13 protein-coding genes are annotated in these 16,303 nt (G+C 66.9%); 4 read left to right on the top strand and 9 right to left on the bottom strand.

Going from position 1 to position 16,303, the window contains the following annotated elements:
* Positions 1 to 32 precede the first annotated feature (32 nt).
* Positions 33 to 656 (bottom strand): mycothiol-dependent nitroreductase Rv2466c family protein, encoded by a 624-nt coding sequence (locus AC5Y4T_RS24205; protein ID WP_499915344.1) that lies wholly within the window; start codon positions 654 to 656, stop codon positions 33 to 35.
* Positions 657 to 748: 92 nt separating this feature from the next.
* Between AC5Y4T_RS24205 and pepN the strand changes: the two genes are divergently transcribed.
* Entirely contained in the window at positions 749 to 3,328 is a 2,580-nt protein-coding gene (pepN, locus tag AC5Y4T_RS24200) for an aminopeptidase N (protein WP_499955832.1), read from the top strand.
* Between the two features lie 8 nt (positions 3,329 to 3,336).
* Here pepN and AC5Y4T_RS24195 read toward each other — a convergent pair whose 3' ends face one another.
* The 3 genes from AC5Y4T_RS24195 to AC5Y4T_RS24185 form a co-directional block, all read right to left on the bottom strand.
* Positions 3,337 to 3,804: a DUF5130 domain-containing protein gene (locus tag AC5Y4T_RS24195; protein ID WP_499915340.1), complete on the bottom strand. Its 468-nt coding sequence runs from the start codon at positions 3,802 to 3,804 to the stop codon at positions 3,337 to 3,339.
* Positions 3,791 to 4,027, bottom strand: coding sequence for an aa3-type cytochrome oxidase subunit CtaJ (ctaJ, locus tag AC5Y4T_RS24190; RefSeq protein WP_499916684.1), 237 nt, complete (start codon positions 4,025 to 4,027; stop codon positions 3,791 to 3,793). Before ctaJ ends, AC5Y4T_RS24195 begins: the two co-directional genes overlap by 14 nt.
* Positions 4,028 to 4,094: 67 nt before the next feature.
* Positions 4,095 to 4,742 carry an HNH endonuclease gene (locus AC5Y4T_RS24185; RefSeq protein ID WP_499955830.1) on the bottom strand — a complete coding sequence of 216 codons (648 nt, stop codon included), beginning with the start codon at positions 4,740 to 4,742 and terminating at the stop codon, positions 4,095 to 4,097.
* A gap of 152 nt (positions 4,743 to 4,894) precedes the next feature.
* Here AC5Y4T_RS24185 and AC5Y4T_RS24180 point away from each other — a divergent pair, with 152 nt between their 5' ends.
* The 3 genes from AC5Y4T_RS24180 (at position 4,895) to AC5Y4T_RS24170 (ending at position 7,977) form a co-directional block, all read left to right on the top strand.
* The gene (locus tag AC5Y4T_RS24180) at positions 4,895 to 5,281 is read left to right on the top strand and encodes a globin (RefSeq protein WP_156745326.1); all 387 of its coding nucleotides are present in this window, start codon (positions 4,895 to 4,897) and stop codon (positions 5,279 to 5,281) included.
* Positions 5,282 to 5,306: 25 nt separating this feature from the next.
* Complete coding sequence (locus AC5Y4T_RS24175) at positions 5,307 to 6,872, top strand: glycoside hydrolase family 13 protein (protein WP_499955828.1); 1,566 nt, start codon at positions 5,307 to 5,309, stop codon at positions 6,870 to 6,872.
* Between the two features lie 88 nt (positions 6,873 to 6,960).
* Positions 6,961 to 7,977 carry a pyridine nucleotide-disulfide oxidoreductase gene (locus AC5Y4T_RS24170; RefSeq protein ID WP_499955846.1) on the top strand — a complete coding sequence of 339 codons (1,017 nt, stop codon included), beginning with the start codon at positions 6,961 to 6,963 and terminating at the stop codon, positions 7,975 to 7,977.
* 68 nt (positions 7,978 to 8,045) lie between these two features.
* On the opposite strand, the gene AC5Y4T_RS24165 is transcribed toward AC5Y4T_RS24170, so the two are convergent.
* From AC5Y4T_RS24165 to AC5Y4T_RS24145, 5 genes are all read right to left on the bottom strand, one after another.
* On the bottom strand, positions 8,046 to 8,672 hold the full coding sequence (locus tag AC5Y4T_RS24165) for a DUF8185 domain-containing protein (RefSeq protein WP_499955844.1): 627 nt from the start codon (positions 8,670 to 8,672) through the stop codon (positions 8,046 to 8,048).
* Between the two features lie 32 nt (positions 8,673 to 8,704).
* Positions 8,705 to 9,118, bottom strand: coding sequence for an acyl-CoA thioesterase (locus AC5Y4T_RS24160; protein WP_499915334.1), 414 nt, complete (start codon positions 9,116 to 9,118; stop codon positions 8,705 to 8,707).
* Positions 9,115 to 13,965: an NAD-glutamate dehydrogenase gene (locus tag AC5Y4T_RS24155; RefSeq protein ID WP_499955826.1), complete on the bottom strand. Its 4,851-nt coding sequence runs from the start codon at positions 13,963 to 13,965 to the stop codon at positions 9,115 to 9,117. Before AC5Y4T_RS24155 ends, AC5Y4T_RS24160 begins: the two co-directional genes overlap by 4 nt.
* A gap of 78 nt (positions 13,966 to 14,043) precedes the next feature.
* Positions 14,044 to 15,720, bottom strand: coding sequence for an energy-dependent translational throttle protein EttA (gene ettA / locus AC5Y4T_RS24150; RefSeq protein ID WP_067357433.1), 1,677 nt, complete (start codon positions 15,718 to 15,720; stop codon positions 14,044 to 14,046).
* Positions 15,721 to 15,794: 74 nt separating this feature from the next.
* Positions 15,795 to 16,274, bottom strand: coding sequence for a single-stranded DNA-binding protein (locus tag AC5Y4T_RS24145; protein ID WP_499955824.1), 480 nt, complete (start codon positions 16,272 to 16,274; stop codon positions 15,795 to 15,797).
* Positions 16,275 to 16,303: the final 29 nt, after the last annotated feature.

Genomic DNA, 16,303 nt, shown 5'->3' with positions numbered 1-16,303 from the left:
CGGCGATCGCGCGGGATCGCCGCCCGACCCGGTCAGTCGAACTCGGGCTTCTCGGTGCGGGTGCGCTTGAGCTCGAAGAAGTGCGGGTAGGACGCGAAGGTGACCGAGGCGTCCCACAGCTTGCCCGCTTCCTCCCCGCGCGGAATCTTGGAGAGCACCGGCCCGAAGAACGCCACATCGTTGACGTGAATGGTCGGGGTGCCGACGTCGTCGCCCACCGGATCCATGCCGGCGTGGTGGCTCTTGCGCAGCGCCTCGTCGTACTCGTCGCTGTTCGCGGCCTCCGCCAACTCGGCCGGCAGGCCCGCGTCGGCCAGCGCCAGCTTGATCACGTCATCGAGCTCTTTGTTGCCCTCGTTGTGGATCCGGGTTCCCATCGCGGTGTACAGCGGCCGCAAAACCTCGGGCCCGTGGGCCTGCTCGGCGGCGATCGCCACCCGCACCGGGCCGAAGGCCTTCGCCAGCCGTTCGCGGTATTCGTCGGGCAGACCCTCACGGTTCTCGTTGAGCACCGCCAGGCTCATCACATGAAAGTTGACGTCGATGTCGCGAACCTTCTCCACCTCGAGGATCCAGCGCGAGGTGATCCACGCCCACGGACACAGCGGATCGAACCAGAAATCGGCTTTGTTCTTCGCGGCGGCGCTCTCAGGCATGGCGAATCCTTTCGTGAAGTTGAAAGTCTGATCTGCACAACCGTAGGCGTCTACGTCCTGTTCCCGATTTGCCCGACCCGTAAGTTGGACATGTGGCTCTCCCCAACCTCACCCGCGAACAAGCCGTCGAGCGCGCCGCCCTGATCACCGTCGCCAGCTACCAGATCGACCTCGATCTCACCGACGGCTCCGGCGCGCCCGGCGAACGGACCTTCCGCTCGGTCACCACCGTGGTGTTCGACGCGCTCGCCGGCGCCGACTCGGTCATCGACATCGCCGCCGACACCATCCGCAGCGCCACGCTCAACGGGCGCGATCTGGACATCTCGGGCTACGACGAGTCGACGGGCATCCCGCTGCGCGGGCTGGCCGACCGCAACGTCGTCGTCGTCGATGCGGACTGCCGCTACTCCAACACCGGTGAGGGTCTGCATCGATTCGTCGACCCGGTCGACAACGAGACCTACCTGTACTCCCAGTTCGAAACCGCCGATGCCAAGCGCATGTTCGCGTGCTTCGACCAGCCGGACCTGAAGGCGACGTTCGACATGCGGGTCACCGCGCCCACGCATTGGAAGGTGATCTCCAACGGCGAGACGGTGTCGGTGAACGACGGCCTGCACACCTTCGCCACCACCCCGCGGATGAGCACCTACCTGGTCGCCTTGATCGCAGGCCCATACGCCGAGTGGAACGACACCTACACCGACGAGCACGGCGAGATCCCGCTGGGCATCTTCTGCCGGTCCTCGCTGGCCCAACACATGGACGCCGAGCGGCTGTTCACCCAGACCAAACAGGGATTTGGCTTCTACCACAAGAACTTCGGCATGCCCTACGCCTTCGGAAAATACGATCAGCTGTTCGTCCCCGAATTCAACGCCGGCGCGATGGAGAACGCGGGCGCGGTGACCTTCCTCGAGGACTACGTCTTTCGCAGCAAGGTCACCCGGTCCTCCTACGAGCGGCGCGCCGAGACCGTGCTGCACGAGATGGCGCACATGTGGTTCGGCGACCTGGTCACCATGACGTGGTGGGACGACCTGTGGCTGAACGAGTCGTTCGCCACCTTCGCATCGGTGCTGTGCCAAAGCGAGGCAACCGAATTCACCGAGGCGTGGACGACGTTCGCGACGGTCGAGAAGTCATGGGCCTACCGCCAGGATCAGTTGCCTTCGACGCACCCGATCGCCGCCGACATCCCCGACCTGGCCGCAGTCGAGGTGAACTTCGACGGCATCACCTATGCCAAGGGCGCGTCGGTGCTCAAGCAGCTCGTCGCCTACGTCGGGCTGGAGCACTTCCTGGCCGGGCTGCGCGATTACTTCCGCGCCCACGCGTTCGGCAACGCCACGTTCGACGATCTGGTCGCCGCCCTGGAGCGGGCGTCGGGACGTGATCTGTCCGATTGGGGTCAGCAGTGGCTGAAGACGACCGGGCTGAACACGTTGCGGGCGGAGTTCGACGTCGACGACAACGCCGAGTTCACCCGGTTCGCGGTGACCCAGAGCGGGGCCGCCCCGGGTGCCGGCGAGACCCGGGTGCACCGGCTGGCGGTCGGGATCTACGACGACGATGGAACCGGGAAGTTGGTGCGGGTGCACCGCGAGGAACTCGACGTCGAGGGGCCCGTCACGGAAGTCCCTGGGCTGGTTGGCGTTTCGCGGGGCCGGCTGGTGCTGGTCAATGACGACGACCTGACCTACTGCTCGTTGCGACTGGACGCCGAGTCGCTGCGCACCGCGCTCGAGCGCATCGCCGACATCGCCGAGCCACTGCCGCGGTCGCTGGTCTGGTCGGCGGCCTGGGAGATGACGCGCGAGGCCGAATTGCGCGCCCGCGACTTCGTGGCCCTGGTGATGGGCGGCGTGCACGCCGAGTCCGAAGTGGGTGTGGCACAGCGGTTGTTGCTGCAGGCGCAGACGGCCCTGACGTCATACGCGGAGCAGGGCTGGGCGCGCGAGCACGGCTGGCCGCGGTTCGCCGACCGGCTGCTGGAGCTGGCACGCGGCGCGCAGCCCGGCTCAGATCACCAACTCGCCTTCGTCAACACGCTGTGCTCGTCGGTGCTGTCGGCCAGTCATGTTGCGACGCTGGCGAACCTGCTCGACCGCGACCCCGCCGAGTCGGGCCTGGCGGGCCTCGAGGTCGACACGGACCTGCGGTGGCGGATCGTCACGGCGCTGGCCACCGCGGGCGAGGTCGACGCCGACGGACCCGCGACACCGTTCATCGATGCCGAGATTCAGCGCGACCCGACCGCCGCCGGCAAGCGCCACGGCGCCCAGGCCGCGACGGCTCGACCCCAGTTGCAGGTCAAGGACGCAGCCTGGACGACGGTGGTCGAGGACGACACCCTGGCGAACATCACCGCCCGATCGATCATCGCGGGCATCGCCCCGCCCGGGCAGGCCGAGTTGCTCAAGCCGTACACCGCGCGCTACTTCGAGGCGATCTCCGGAGTCTGGGCGCGCCGGTCCAGCGAAGTCGCCCAGACCGTCGTGATCGGCCTGTACCCGCACTGGGACATCAGCGACGACGGCGTCGCCGCCGCGGACAAGTTCCTGTCCGACCCACAGGTGCCGGCCCCGTTGCGACGCCTCGTGCTCGAGGGCCAGGCCGGAGTGAAGCGTTCGTTGCGGGCGCGCCGAGTCGACGCGGGCGAGGACTGAGCCTTAAGTCAGGCGGGCGAAATCCCGGCGCTCAGCACGCGAATCGCGCTCACCAGGCCGTCGACCAGGTCGCCGCGCTCGAACGCCGACGACGCGGCGGCGACACCCAGCGGTGCGGCCGACTCGGCGCCACGGCCGCGAACCTGCGACCCGTAGACCACCTCGATGACCTTCTGGTCGGGCGAGACGGCCAGCAGCACCGCGTTGTCCGGCGTCGGCACGTCGGCCAGGATCTCGCGGGCTCGCGCGGCGGTGTCGCTGCCCAGGTCGCCCAGATAGATCGCGAAGCGCGTCTTGGATGCCCGTGAGCCGAACTTCAGCGCATCGTCCACGGCGACCAGGTCTTTGGTCGAGAACGGGAATCGCACCGACAGTTCGCCCGGCTCGGTGACGCCGGAGATCCGTCCGCTCGTGGTGATCACCGAGCCGTGGGGCAGCCCGGCGGGTTCCCTCGTCGCTACCTCACCACGTGCCACTGGCGCCACCTCCGACTGCGAATTCCGACGTACCGTGCCCGTCATGCCCCCCGTGGGCAACGCCGACGTCTTCGCCGGTGGCTGCCCACAGGATCGGCGGATGCGTCCACTTCTCGCCCAACTTGTAGGCCGCCGGGTGGGGCCCCTTGTGGGACCAGATCAGCGCCGACAGCAGGATCACCAACAGCAGCGGTATTCCGACGATGAACAGATGGACATGCATTGGGCTCACGACGCAAACCGTATCCCACGAAGTGATCTACCGGCGCGACCGGACACCCGATCGCCGATCAGGCGGCGCCCTCGTCCAGGTATCGGGCCCACGCCGGATCCAGTTCCTTGACCGTCGACAGCAGCCGCCAATGCTGCCCGGTCGGCGGCAGCGGCGGGCGGCGCAGTGCCCAGCCGAGCTCGCTGAGCAGCTTGTCGCCCTTGCGGTGGTTGCACGTCGAGCAGCACGCGACGCAGTTCTCCCAGGAATGGTCACCGCCGCGGCTGCGGGGCAGCACATGGTCGACGGTGTCCGCCTTCGCCCCGCAATAGGCGCAGCAGAACCGGTCGCGGTGCATCAGCGCGGCGCGGGTCATCGGGACGCGCGCCCGGTAAGGAACCCGAACGTAGGACCGCAGCTGGATCACCGAGGGCACCACGATCGAGTTGGTAGCCGAGTGGATGACGGGGCCGGCCGGATCGTGGTGTACCACGTCGGCCTTTCCGCAGATCACCATGACGATCGCGCGGCGCAGCGGCAGCGCCGTCAGCGGCTCATAGGTGGAATTCAGCAGCAGGACCCGCCGGCGACTCCACAGGGAAGCACCCTCCGAGCGGACGGGCGGATGGATCTCAACACTATGCAGCGACGACGCGGTTGTGGGCCCGGTTGACCCTGCCGCGGCTACCTGACTGCGGTGCCTGCGGCGTCTGTTGCCCTGCGCCATAGATCCTCCGCGAACAGTCCACCATGATTCGCCGCCGATCGCACCCCTATTGCAGGTGACCGCCGTGTCGATCCGGTGAACACCAGGCATGGGGCCGGGCCGCCTCCGCTTGGTGCCGCGAGGATGCACCACAATGGACGGCGATGGATCAGGTGACAGAGTCCTTCTACGACGCGGTCGGCGGTGCCGAGACTTTCCACGCGATCGTGTCCCGCTTTTACGCCCAGGTCCCCGAAGACGAGATCCTGCGCGAGCTGTACCCGCTGGACGACCTCGAGGGCGCGGAGGAACGCTTGCGGATGTTCCTCGAGCAGTATTGGGGCGGCCCGCGCACCTACTCCGACCGCCGCGGACACCCCCGACTGCGGATGCGCCACGTGCCCTTCCGCATCACTCCCCTGGCGCGCGACGCGTGGCTGCGGTGCATGCACACCGCCGTCGCGTCGATCGATTCGCAGACGCTCGACGACGAGCACCGCCGCGAGTTGCTCAACTACCTGGAGATGGCCGCCGACTCGCTGGTCAATTCGCCCTTCTAGATGCCTCGCAACCGAACGGAGCAGCATGAGCCCCGCAGCATGGTGGTCGAACGCGGTCTTTTACCAGGTCTATCCGCGATCGTTCGCCGACAGCAACGGTGACGGCGTCGGCGACATCGACGGAATCGTCGCCCATCTGGATCACCTGGAGCGGCTCGGCATCGACGCGATCTGGCTCAGCCCGGTCACCGTCTCCCCGATGGCCGACCACGGCTATGACGTCGCCGACCCGCGCGACATCGACCCCCTGTTCGGCGGGATGCCCGCGATCGACCGGCTGATCGCGGCGGCGCACCGGCGGGGCATCAAGATCACCATGGACGTGGTGCCCAACCACACCAGCTCCGCGCACGCGTGGTTCCAGGCGGCGCTGGCCGCCGGCCCGGGTACCGACGCGCGGGAGCGCTACCACTTCCGCGACGGCAAGGGGCCCGACGGGGCGCTGCCACCGAACAACTGGACGTCGGTGTTCGGCGGATCCGCCTGGACGCGGGTGGTCGAGCCGGACGGCAACCCGGGCCAGTACTACCTGCACCTCTTCGATGCCGAGCAGCCGGACCTGAATTGGGAGAATCCGGAGGTCTTCGAGGACTTCGCCACGTCGCTGCGGTTCTGGCTGGACCGGGGGGTGGACGGCTTCCGCATCGACGTGGCGCACGGGATGGCCAAGCCGCCCGGCCTGCCCGACGCCAAGGCCGACGTCAAGGTGCTGAGGCACACGGACGACGACCCGCGTTTCAACAACGCGGGTGTGCACGACATCCACCGCAAAATCCGCAAGGTCGTCGACGAGTACCCCGGGGCGGTGACCATCGGCGAGGTGTGGGTGATGGACAACCAGCTGTGGGCCGAGTACCTGCGGCCGGACGAACTGCATCTGGGTTTCAATTTCCGGTTGACCAAGGTCGGCTTCGACGCCGGCGAGATCCGTGACGCCATCGAGAACTCGCTCGCGGCCACCGCGATCTATGACGCCGTCCCGACCTGGACCTTGTCGAACCACGACGTGGAACGCGAGGTGACCCGTTACGGCGGCGGCGAGGTCGGGCTGCGCAGGGCTCGGGCCATGGCGTTGGCGATGCTCGCCCTGCCGGGCACGGTGTTCATCTACAACGGCGAAGAATTGGGCCTGCCCGACGTGCTGGATCTGCCCGAGGAGGTGCTGCAGGACCCGACCTGGGAACGGTCCGGACACACCGAGCGGGGGCGCGACAAGTCCCGGGTGCCGATGCCGTGGTCGGGTCAGGAGCCGCCGTTCGGGTTCTCGTCGTCGTCGCAGACGTGGTTGCCGATGCCCGCCCAATGGGCGGCACTGACCGTCGAGAAGCAGAGCGGCGATCCCGACTCGACCCTGTCGTTCTTCCAGCGGGCGATCGAATTGCGAAAGCGCCGCGTGGAATTCGACGGCGACGGCGTCGAGTGGCTGGATGCGCCCGGCGACGTGGTGATCTTCCGGCGCCCCGGTGGGCTGGTCTGCGCGCTCAACGCCGGCGAATCGCCGGTGCCGCTGCCGCCCGGCGAGCTGATGTTGGCGAGCGCACCGCTGCTGGGTGGAAAACTGCCACCCGATTCCGCGGCCTGGCTGGCGTAGCCGGCCCGGGGTCACACCGCCGAATCGACGGTGAGCATTTCGCGGCGGACTGCTCTATATGTTGTGCATGGCTTCCTACGAGTGGACAGTGATCGGTGCCGGGCCGGCGGGCATCGCCGCGGTGGGAAGGCTGCTGGATCACGGAGTTGCGGGCAAACGGATCGCCTGGATCGATCCGGCCTTCGCCGGCGGCGACATCGGCCAGAAGTGGCGGTCTGTTTCCAGCAACACCCATGTCGCGCTCTTCCTCGAGTACTTCAACGGCTCCAAGGCCTTTCGGTTCTCCGAAGCACCGCCGATGCCGCTCAAGGAGATCGATCCACAAGAGACCTGTGCGCTCGGCCTGGTCGCCGAACCCCTGGTGTGGATCACCGAGCAGTTGCGTGAGCAGGTCGACGCCTTGACGACGACCGCCACCGCGCTGTTCTTGGCGAACAGGCAATGGCGGGTCGAGACCGAACAGCGCGACATCTTCGCCGAGAATGTGGTCCTGGCCGTCGGCGCGGATCCCAAAAAGCTTTGCCACCCCGACCTCGAGGAGATACCCGTCCAGGTCGCCCTGGACCCCGACAGGCTGGCCGAAGAATCACTCGAAGGTGCGACGGTCGCCGTGTTCGGCTCGTCGCACTCGTCGATGATCGTGCTGCCGAACCTGCTGCGCCACCCCGTCAAACGCATCATCAATTTCTACCGAAGCCCCCTGAAATACGCTGTCTATCTGGACGATTGGATCCTGTTTGACGACACAGGGCTGAAGGGCCAGGCGGCCGTCTGGGCGCGCGAGAACATCGACGGGGCACTCCCCGACGGCCTCGAACGCTGCTGGGTATCGAGCCCGCAATTCGACGAGAAACTGGCGCAGTGCGACCGCGTGGTCTACACCGTCGGTTTCGAGCGCAGGAAGTTGCCCGAGACGCCGCAGTGGGGGCGGCTGGACTACAACCCCATCAACGGAATACTGGCCCCCGGCCTGTTCGGGGTGGGCATCGCGTTCCCCCAGTACGCCGAAGACCCCTACGGCTACGGGCAGTTTCGCGTGGGCCTGAAGAAATTCATGGACCATCTCGACGCCGTGCTGCCGCTGTGGCTGCGCTACGGCCCCTGATCCGCCGGCCCGCATTCGGCTTAAACTCAGCGTGATCCGTTTGACAAATCGCTCACGCCCGGCTCGCGTCAGCCCAGTAGCAGCGCGGGATCGCCGCGGCGGCGATACACCGAACCGAACCGGGCGTCCAGGCGCAACCACGTCGGCAATATCCGGACGCGGATCAATTCGTCGGCGGCGACCGCATCGGGCGACTGCGGCAGAAAACCCATCGCGGTCAACGCGAACACGCAGCGCATAGGTAGCCCGACGCGCACGTCGGCCGAGCTGACCTGAACGACCTCCTGATCGAGCAGCGACACCGGCGGGCCATGAGAACCGCTGTGCTGCTTGGCGAGTTGGGCACCGCGTTGCGCCAAGTCCAGCATCACCCGGGCCGGTATGTCCTCGAGGTGGGTGAAGCCGGATTCCGGCGGCAACGCACCGCGCCACGCCGAATCCATCGCGAAGCCAGGATCGACGTAACCCGAGGCGTCCATCGCGGAAAGGCCGCGCGCCAGCGCGTCCGCGCCCACCGACAGATCGCCGGGCCGCGCCTCACCGACCACCACCCTGCTGGCCAGCACGTCGAAACCCGTTGCTACCCAGGCCGTCAGCAGCCCCGGGGATCGGGTCCGGAATCGGATGATCGCGGCGTCGTCGAGTCGCAGTGCGCGGTCGACGAACGCGGCCAGATCCCTGCGGTGGGCGTCCATGGCGTCGGCGCCCAGCCATAATCCTCGCTCGGCTACCTGATCCACCGTTGCAGATACTCCCGATGTTGTGGCGAGAGGCGCACCAGTCGCTCCTCCTCGATATGCACGGCGGCCAGTTGCGACTCGGCGATGACGGCGGGCTTCGACTCCGGATCCGCGCCGACCGAGCGCACCTCGTAGCCCAGCGTGAAGTCGACCGCCCGCAACCGCTTGGTCCACATGGTCACCTGCAGCGGCGAATCCACCAGCCGCAGCTGGCCTTTGTAGGTCACCTTGACCTCGGCGATGAGCAACCCGATGGTCAGAATATCGACCTCGAACGCCTCTCGGAGGAACTGGACGCGCGCCTCCTCGAGGATCGTGACCATGGTGGCGTGGTTGACGTGCTGATACATGTCGATGTCCGACCAGCGCACTGGCACGGGCGCGACGAAGCCGACGCTCAACTTGATGATCCTCTTCCACTGGTGCGGGTCATGCGACGGATTTGCCGCGCGGCGACCGACAGTGTCGCGAGATCCCGGTTCCCGCTTTCCTGGATCTCGATCAGCGTTCGGCGGGCCCGCTCGACTCTCGAGGCACTCAGGTGCTCCCACTCGGCGATCTTCTCTTCACCACTTTCGTCCGGCTCCCCTACGGCCAGCACATCGAAGCACAGCGATCGCAGCGAGGCATAGATGTCGTCACGAATCGCCAAGCGCGCCAGGGAGTGCCAGCGGTCGCGTCGAGGCAGTTCGGATACCGCCGTCAGGAGCCCGTCGGTGCCGAGCCGGTCCATGAGCGCGAAGTAGGTATCGGCGACCTCGGCGGCATCGATGTCGCTGATGTCGCCGATGTCGATGATGTCGAGCAGGCTGAAGCGGTAGAGCCCGGCGGCCACCGAATAGGCGAGGTCTTCTGGCGCGCCCTGGGAGGTGAATTCCGCGGCTTCCTTTTCGACGATGGCCTTGTCGTCACCGCGCAGCCACTCCGACATGCGCGGCGTCAGCGCCTGGACCTTGGCGGCGAACCGGTTGATCTCGGCGCCGACCGCCAGCGGCTGCGGACGGTAGTTGAGCAGCCAGCGCCCCGCCCGGTCGATCAGCCGCCGGGTGTCCAGCGTGAGCCGATCCGACAGTGCGACAGGAAGATTCGCCGCGCGGATGCGCCGCCATATCGCTCCCACCCCAAAGATGGCGTCGGTGGCGACATAGGTGCGCACCGCGTCGACCGACCCGACGCCGACGTCCTCGACGATCCGGAAGGCGTAGCTGATCCCGGCGGCGTCCACCAGGTCGTTGATCAGCATGGTGGTGACGATCTCGCGGCGCAGCTGATGCGCCCGGATCTCTGGAGTGAACCGCTCCCGCAAGGGTTTTGGAAAGTACAGCGGTAGTCGGGAGGCGAACACGTCCTGCTCGGTCAGCTCCGTCTCGAGCATCTCCTCCTTGAGACCCAGCTTCACGTGGGCCATCAGGGTGCACATCTCCGGCGAGGTGAGCCCGATGCCGGCCTCGGCGCGCCGCGCGATCTCCTTCTCCGAGGGCAGTGCCTCCAGGTCGCGGTGGATGCCGCGCTGGTCGACCAGGTACTGAATCATCATGGCGTGCACGGGCAGCAGGCTCGCCGCGTTCGCGCGGCTGGTGCCGATCAGGTCGTTCTGGTCTTCATTGTCGGCGAGCACCAGCTGCGCGACCTCATCGGTCATCGACTCCAGCAGCGGTTTTCGCTCCTCGGGTTCGACCTTGCCGGCGGTCACCAGGGAGTCGATCAGGATTTTGATGTTGACCTCGTGGTCCGAACAGTCCACACCGGCCGAATTGTCCATGGCGTCGGTGTTGATCCGGCCACCCGCCAAGTCGAACTCGACGCGACCCAGCGCGGTCACCCCCAGGTTGCCGCCTTCGCCGATCACCTTGGCGCGCACCTGGCTTCCGTTGACCCGGACCGGATCGTTGGCGCGGTCGCCGACGTCGGCGTCGGATTCGGACTCCGCCTTGATGTAGGTGCCGATGCCGCCATTGAAGAGCAGGTCCACCGGCGCCTGCAGAATCGCCTTGATCAGATTGGGCGGGGTCATCTCGGTGGCCCCCTCCTCCGGCCCCTCGATGCCCAACGCAGCGCGGGCCTGCGGGCTGACCGAAATCGCCTTGTGCTCACGGCTGTACACCCCGCCGCCCGCACTGATCAGCGACGCGTCGTAATCCTCCCAGCTGGACCGCGGCAGGTCGAACATCCGTTGGCGTTCCTCCCACGAACGCGCGGCGTCGGGGTCGGGATCCAGGAAGATGTGCCGGTGGTCGAAGGCGGCGAGCAGCCTGATGTGCTTGCTCAGCAGCATGCCGTTGCCGAAGACGTCGCCGCTCATGTCGCCGATGCCCACCACGGTGAAGTCCTCGGTCTGCGTGTCGACGTCCATCTCGCGGAAGTGCCGTTTGACGGCCTCCCACGCACCCTTGGCGGTGATACCCATGGCCTTGTGGTCGTATCCGACCGACCCGCCGGAGGCGAACGCGTCACCCAGCCAGAATCCGTAGGACTTCGCGACATCGTTGGCGATGTCGGAGAAGGTGGCGGTGCCTTTGTCCGCCGCCACCACCAGGTACGCGTCGTCGCCGTCGCGCCGAATGACTTCCGTTGGGGGGCTGACCTTCCCGGTCGCGTGGTCGACGTTGTCGGTGACATCGAGCAGGCCGGAGATGAACAGCTGGTAGCAGGCGACCCCCTCGGCGCGGCTGGCCTCGCGGTCGGCCGCGGCATCGCCGGTGGGCAGCGGGGGCCGCTTGAGGACGAATCCCCCCTTGGCGCCCACCGGCACGATGACGGCGTTCTTGACCGCTTGGGCTTTGACCAGGCCCAGGATTTCGGTGCGGAAGTCGTCGCGACGGTCAGACCAGCGCAGGCCGCCGCGGGCCACCGGCCCGAACCGCAGGTGCACGCCTTCGACCCGGGGCGAGTAGACGAAGATCTCGTATTTCGGGCGCGGCAGCGGTAGCTCGTCGACCAGCTGGGCGTCCAGCTTGATCGCCAGCACGTTGCGGGCCCGCGCCGAACCCTCCCTTGTGACAAAGTAATTGGTGCGCAACGTGGCCTGCACCAGCGATGCGAAGGCCCGCAGGATGCGATCGGTGTCCAGGCCCACCAGCGCGTCGATGTCTGCGGCGACCGCCCCGGCGGCGGCCTGCGCATCGCGGTTCGCCGACGAATCGGGGCTCGGGTCGAACAGCGCCTCGAACAGCGCGACCAGCGATCGTGCGGTCGAGGGGTGTTCGTTGAGCACCGACTCTATGTGAGACTGGCTGTAGGGAAAGTTCGCCTGCCGCAGATACTTTGCGTAGGCCCGCAACAGCACGACCTGCTGCCATTGCAGGCCCGCGCGCATCACCAACTCGTTGAACCGGTCGATCTCGAGGCGGCCCTGCCAGATCGCGGTGACCGCGTCGGCGAACCGCTCCGCCATCGCGTCGCGCTCTGCTTGCGTCGAGGCCAGCCGAACGGTGGGGTGCGGTGAGATTTTGAACTGATAGATCCACACCGGCAGGCCATCGGACCGGTTGACCGTAAACGGGCGCTCCTCGAGCACCACCACACCCATGCTCTGCAGCATCGGCAACAGCTGGCTCAGCGAGGCGGTGCGTCCCCCCATGAACCAGGTCAGCTGCGCGGTCCCGTCGTCGCCTTCGACGAACACCAGCTTGACCGAGTTGTCCTGCAGCCCATTGATGATGGCGATGTGGTCGATGGCATCGGCCGGGGTGACGGCTTGCTTGTAGACCTCGGGGAAGGCGCCCGCGTAATACTCGGCGTCGGCGTGCCCCACCGAGCCGTCGGCGGCCGCGGCGACCAACCGGTCGGTCCAGGTTCGCGCGGCTTCGCTCAGCAATGCCTGAATGCGGATCCGGTTGTCTTCGGAAACGTCGACCGGCGCCGAGTCTGGCGCATCGGAAGGCAGACGAACCATGAAATGCATTAGCGCCCAAGGTGATTCGCTGACCCGCGCGGTGAACTCCAATCGGGTGCCACCGAATTCGTGCACCAGGATGTCTTCGATCTGCAGCCGCACGGCCGTGGTGTAGCGATCGCGGGGCAGATACACCAGGCAGGAAACGAAATACTGCAGGCGGTCGGCGCGCAGAAACAGCAACGCGTTTCGTTGCGGTCCCAGATCCACCACCGCCTTGGCCATCGCCAGCAGTCGTTCGGCGCTGAGCGTGAACAGCTCCGAGCGGGGAACGGTCTGGATGACGTCGAGCAGCAGCTGGCCCGGGTGTATCGGGTCGCTGTCGGCCATGGCCAGCGCTTCGCGGACCCGGCGCGAAATCGTCGGAATCTCTAAGACATCGGCGTTCATCGCGGCCACCGTGAACAGCCCGACGAAGCGGTGCTCGATCGCGGCGCCGTCGACATATTCGCGAACCGCGATGGCGTACGGGTAGGCGCCGTAGCGCAGGTAACTGCCGACCACGGACTGCGCCAACACCAGCATCCTGTCGTCGTCGGTCAGCCGGGGGCGCGAGCCGGTGCGGGTGCGCAGGACGCCGAGGCCGGGCGTCCCGTCGCCGGAGACCTGCCCGTCGTGCACGTGGCACCGCTGGTAGCCGAGCAGCAGGAAGTTTCCGTTGACCAGCCACCGCAGCAGCGCGGCGACGTCGTCGCGGTCCGGCGCCGAGAAGTGGTCGTCGGCGTTGGCCTCGACTTGGGCGGCCAGATCGTTCAGCGCGGCGATCAAACTCGCCGCGTCGCTGGCGACCTGTTGAACGTCGGCCAGCACCTTGGGCAGCAGCCGTTCGACCTCGTTGAGCCCCTTGCTGTCGACCGACGGCAGCAGCTGCACGTGTATCCACGCCTCGCCGGCGTACTGCGATGCGCCTTCCGCTTTCGCCTCGACGCGCAGCAGGTCCCCCTCGGGGCTGCGCTTGACTTCGAACACCGGCGTCATGATTGCCGTGTACGGCACCCCGAGCCGGTGTAGCAACACGGTCACGGAGTCCATCAGCATGCCGCCGTGATCGGTGACCACTTGCAGGGCGGGGCCGAACCCGGCTGGGTCTTCCGCGGAGTACACCGCGACGCGGCTTTCGCCGTCGGGGCGGTGCAGGCCGAGTCGATAGTGCGCGCTCAGCATGGCCGGGGTCACGATGGCCGTCGGCACGGTCAGGTCGATGGGCCTGGTTTCCGCGCCCCCCGGCTCGTCGCTATGCGGACCCCGATAGCTCTCTACGTAGGCTTTCGAGATCCACTCAGGAATGTCCTGTTGCTTGCTGAAGCTGGTCCACGGCTCGAGACCTTGTCGGGCTCCGGGATCGATCGTCATGCCGATAGCTCCCAACTCACGACGGTTGTCAGTGCGCTCTGTCGCCCCGTTCCGTGGCACTGCGGGGCAGAGCTGACACTAGTCCCGCGTCAGCTTGCGGTGGGTCACTCTGTGCGGCCGTGCCGCTTCGGCTCCGAGTCGCTCGATTTTGTTCTCCTCGTAGGCGCCGAAGTTGCCCTCGAACCAGAACCACTTGGCCTCGTTGTCGTCGTCACCCTCCCAAGCCAGGATGTGGGTGCAGGTGCGGTCCAGGAACCATCGGTCGTGCGAAATCACCACCGCGCAGCCGGGAAATTGCTCGAGGGCGTTCTCCAGGGAACTCAGCGTTTCGACGTCGAGATCGTTGGTGGGCTCGTCCAGCAGGATGAGGTTTCCGCCCTGCTTGAGGGTCAGCGCGAGGTTGAGCCTGTTGCGCTCGCCACCGGAGAGCACGCCGGCCGGCTTCTGCTGGTCTGGGCCCTTGAACCCGAACGCCGACACGTAGGCCCGCGACGGCACTTCGGTCTGGCCGACGACGATGTGATCCAGCCCGTCGGAGACGACTTCCCACACCGTCTTCTTGGGATCGATTCCGGCGCGGGTCTGGTCGACGTAACTGAGCTTGACGGTCTCGCCGACCTTGACCGTGCCGCTGTCCGGCTGCTCGAGGCCCACGATGGTTTTGAACAGCGTGGTCTTACCGACCCCGTTGGGCCCGATGACACCGACGATGCCGTTGCGCGGCAACGTGAACGAGAGGTCCTTGATCAGGGTGCGGCCGTCGTAGCCCTTGTCGAGATGGTCGACCTCGACCACGACGTTGCCCAGCCGCGGACCGACCGGGATCTGAATCTCCTCGAAGTCGAGCTTGCGCGTCTTCTCGGCCTCGGCGGCCATCTCCTCATAGCGCTGCAGCCGCGCCTTGCTCTTGGCCTGACGCGCCTTGGCCCCGGAGCGCACCCACGCCAGCTCCTCCGTCAACCGCTTCTGCAGCTTGGCGTCCTTGCGCCCCTGCACCGCCAGCCGCTCGGCCTTCTTCTCCAGGTAGGTCGAGTAGTTGCCTTCGTACGGGTAGGCGCGGCCGCGGTCCAGTTCCAGGATCCATTCGGCGACGTTGTCGAGGAAGTACCGGTCGTGGGTGACCGCCAGGATCGCGCCCGCGTAGGAGGCGAGGTGCTGCTCGAGCCATTGCACGCTCTCGGCGTCCAGGTGGTTGGTCGGCTCGTCGAGGAGCAGCAAGTCGGGCTTGGACAACAGCAATTTGCACAGCGCGACGCGGCGACGTTCACCACCGGACAAGTTGGTCACCGGCTCGTCGGGCGGCGGGCAGCGCAGCGCGTCCATGGCCTGCTCCAGCTGCGAATCGAGGTCCCACGCGTCGGCATGGTCGAGCTCCTCTTGCAGCCGGCCCATCTCCTCCATCAACTCGTCGGAGTAGTCGGTGGCCATCAACTCGGCGACCTCGTTGAAGCGGTCGAGCTTGACCTTGATCTCGCCCAGGCCTTCTTCGACGTTGCCGCGAACGGTCTTCTCCTCGTTCAGCGGGGGCTCCTGCAGCAGGATCCCGACGGTCGCGTCGTTGGCCAGGAAGGCGTCGCCGTTGTTGGGCTTGTCCAGGCCCGCCATGATCCGCAAGACGCTCGACTTGCCGGCGCCGTTGGGGCCAACGACACCGATCTTGGCGCCTGGATAGAAGCTCAACGTGACGTCGTCCAGGATCACCTTGTCGCCGTGCGCCTTGCGGACCTTTTTCATCGTGTAGATGAACTCAGCCATGCCGCGGTTATGCCTTTCTGGTGCAGTGATCTCGCGGACCATCCTAGGCATCGCGCGGCAGCCGCGGCCCGCCGCTAAGCGGTCAGCGGCAGCGGGCCGGTGTCAGCTGACTCGACGTCATCGGCATCAGCGTCCTCACCAGCGGCGTCGGGCTCATCCGCCGCCGGTGCGATGGCCTCCGTGGGCGTCGGACCGGTGTAGCCCGGGCGCTCGATGCGCACAATCGCACGGGACACGTCGGGCCCGACAGAGGTGGCGCGCATCTCCAGCGACGACCGGCGGTTGCCGTCGCGGTCCTCGTATTCGCTGGTGTACACGTGGCCCACCACGATCACCGGCGCGCCCTTGCCGAGCGCGGCACCCACGCCGGTGACCAACCTGCCCCAGCAATTGACGTTGATGAAGAGCGAATTGCCGGGCTCCCAACCGCCGTCGGCCGTGCGGCGCCGGGAATTGCTGGCGACGCGAAACTTGATGACCTCCTGGGTGCCGACCTGTCGACGCTCGGGGTTGTTGACGATGTGACCGACGACGGTAAGCGAAGTTTCGAACATGGGCTGATCCCTTCTCGATTGCATTGGCT

This window comes from Mycobacterium sp. NGS11 (assembly GCF_059813315.1).
This window is presented reverse-complemented; position numbering and strand designations above follow the sequence as displayed.

Excerpts from the sequence above, each read along its gene's own strand:
- ctaJ (WP_499916684.1), bottom strand. The coding sequence starts at position 4,027 with ATGCATGTCCATCTGTTCATCGTCGGAATACCGCTGCTGTTGGTGATC.
- AC5Y4T_RS24175 (WP_499955828.1), top strand. The coding sequence starts at position 5,307 with ATGAGCCCCGCAGCATGGTGGTCGAACGCGGTCTTTTACCAGGTCTAT.
- AC5Y4T_RS24155 (WP_499955826.1), bottom strand. The coding sequence starts at position 13,965 with ATGACGATCGATCCCGGAGCCCGACAAGGTCTCGAGCCGTGGACCAGC.
- AC5Y4T_RS24145 (WP_499955824.1), bottom strand. The coding sequence starts at position 16,274 with ATGTTCGAAACTTCGCTTACCGTCGTCGGTCACATCGTCAACAACCCC.
- AC5Y4T_RS24165 (WP_499955844.1), bottom strand. The coding sequence starts at position 8,672 with ATGGACGCCCACCGCAGGGATCTGGCCGCGTTCGTCGACCGCGCACTG.
- AC5Y4T_RS24185 (WP_499955830.1), bottom strand. The coding sequence starts at position 4,742 with ATGGCGCAGGGCAACAGACGCCGCAGGCACCGCAGTCAGGTAGCCGCG.
- AC5Y4T_RS24205 (WP_499915344.1), bottom strand. The coding sequence starts at position 656 with ATGCCTGAGAGCGCCGCCGCGAAGAACAAAGCCGATTTCTGGTTCGAT.
- ettA (WP_067357433.1), bottom strand. The coding sequence starts at position 15,720 with ATGGCTGAGTTCATCTACACGATGAAAAAGGTCCGCAAGGCGCACGGC.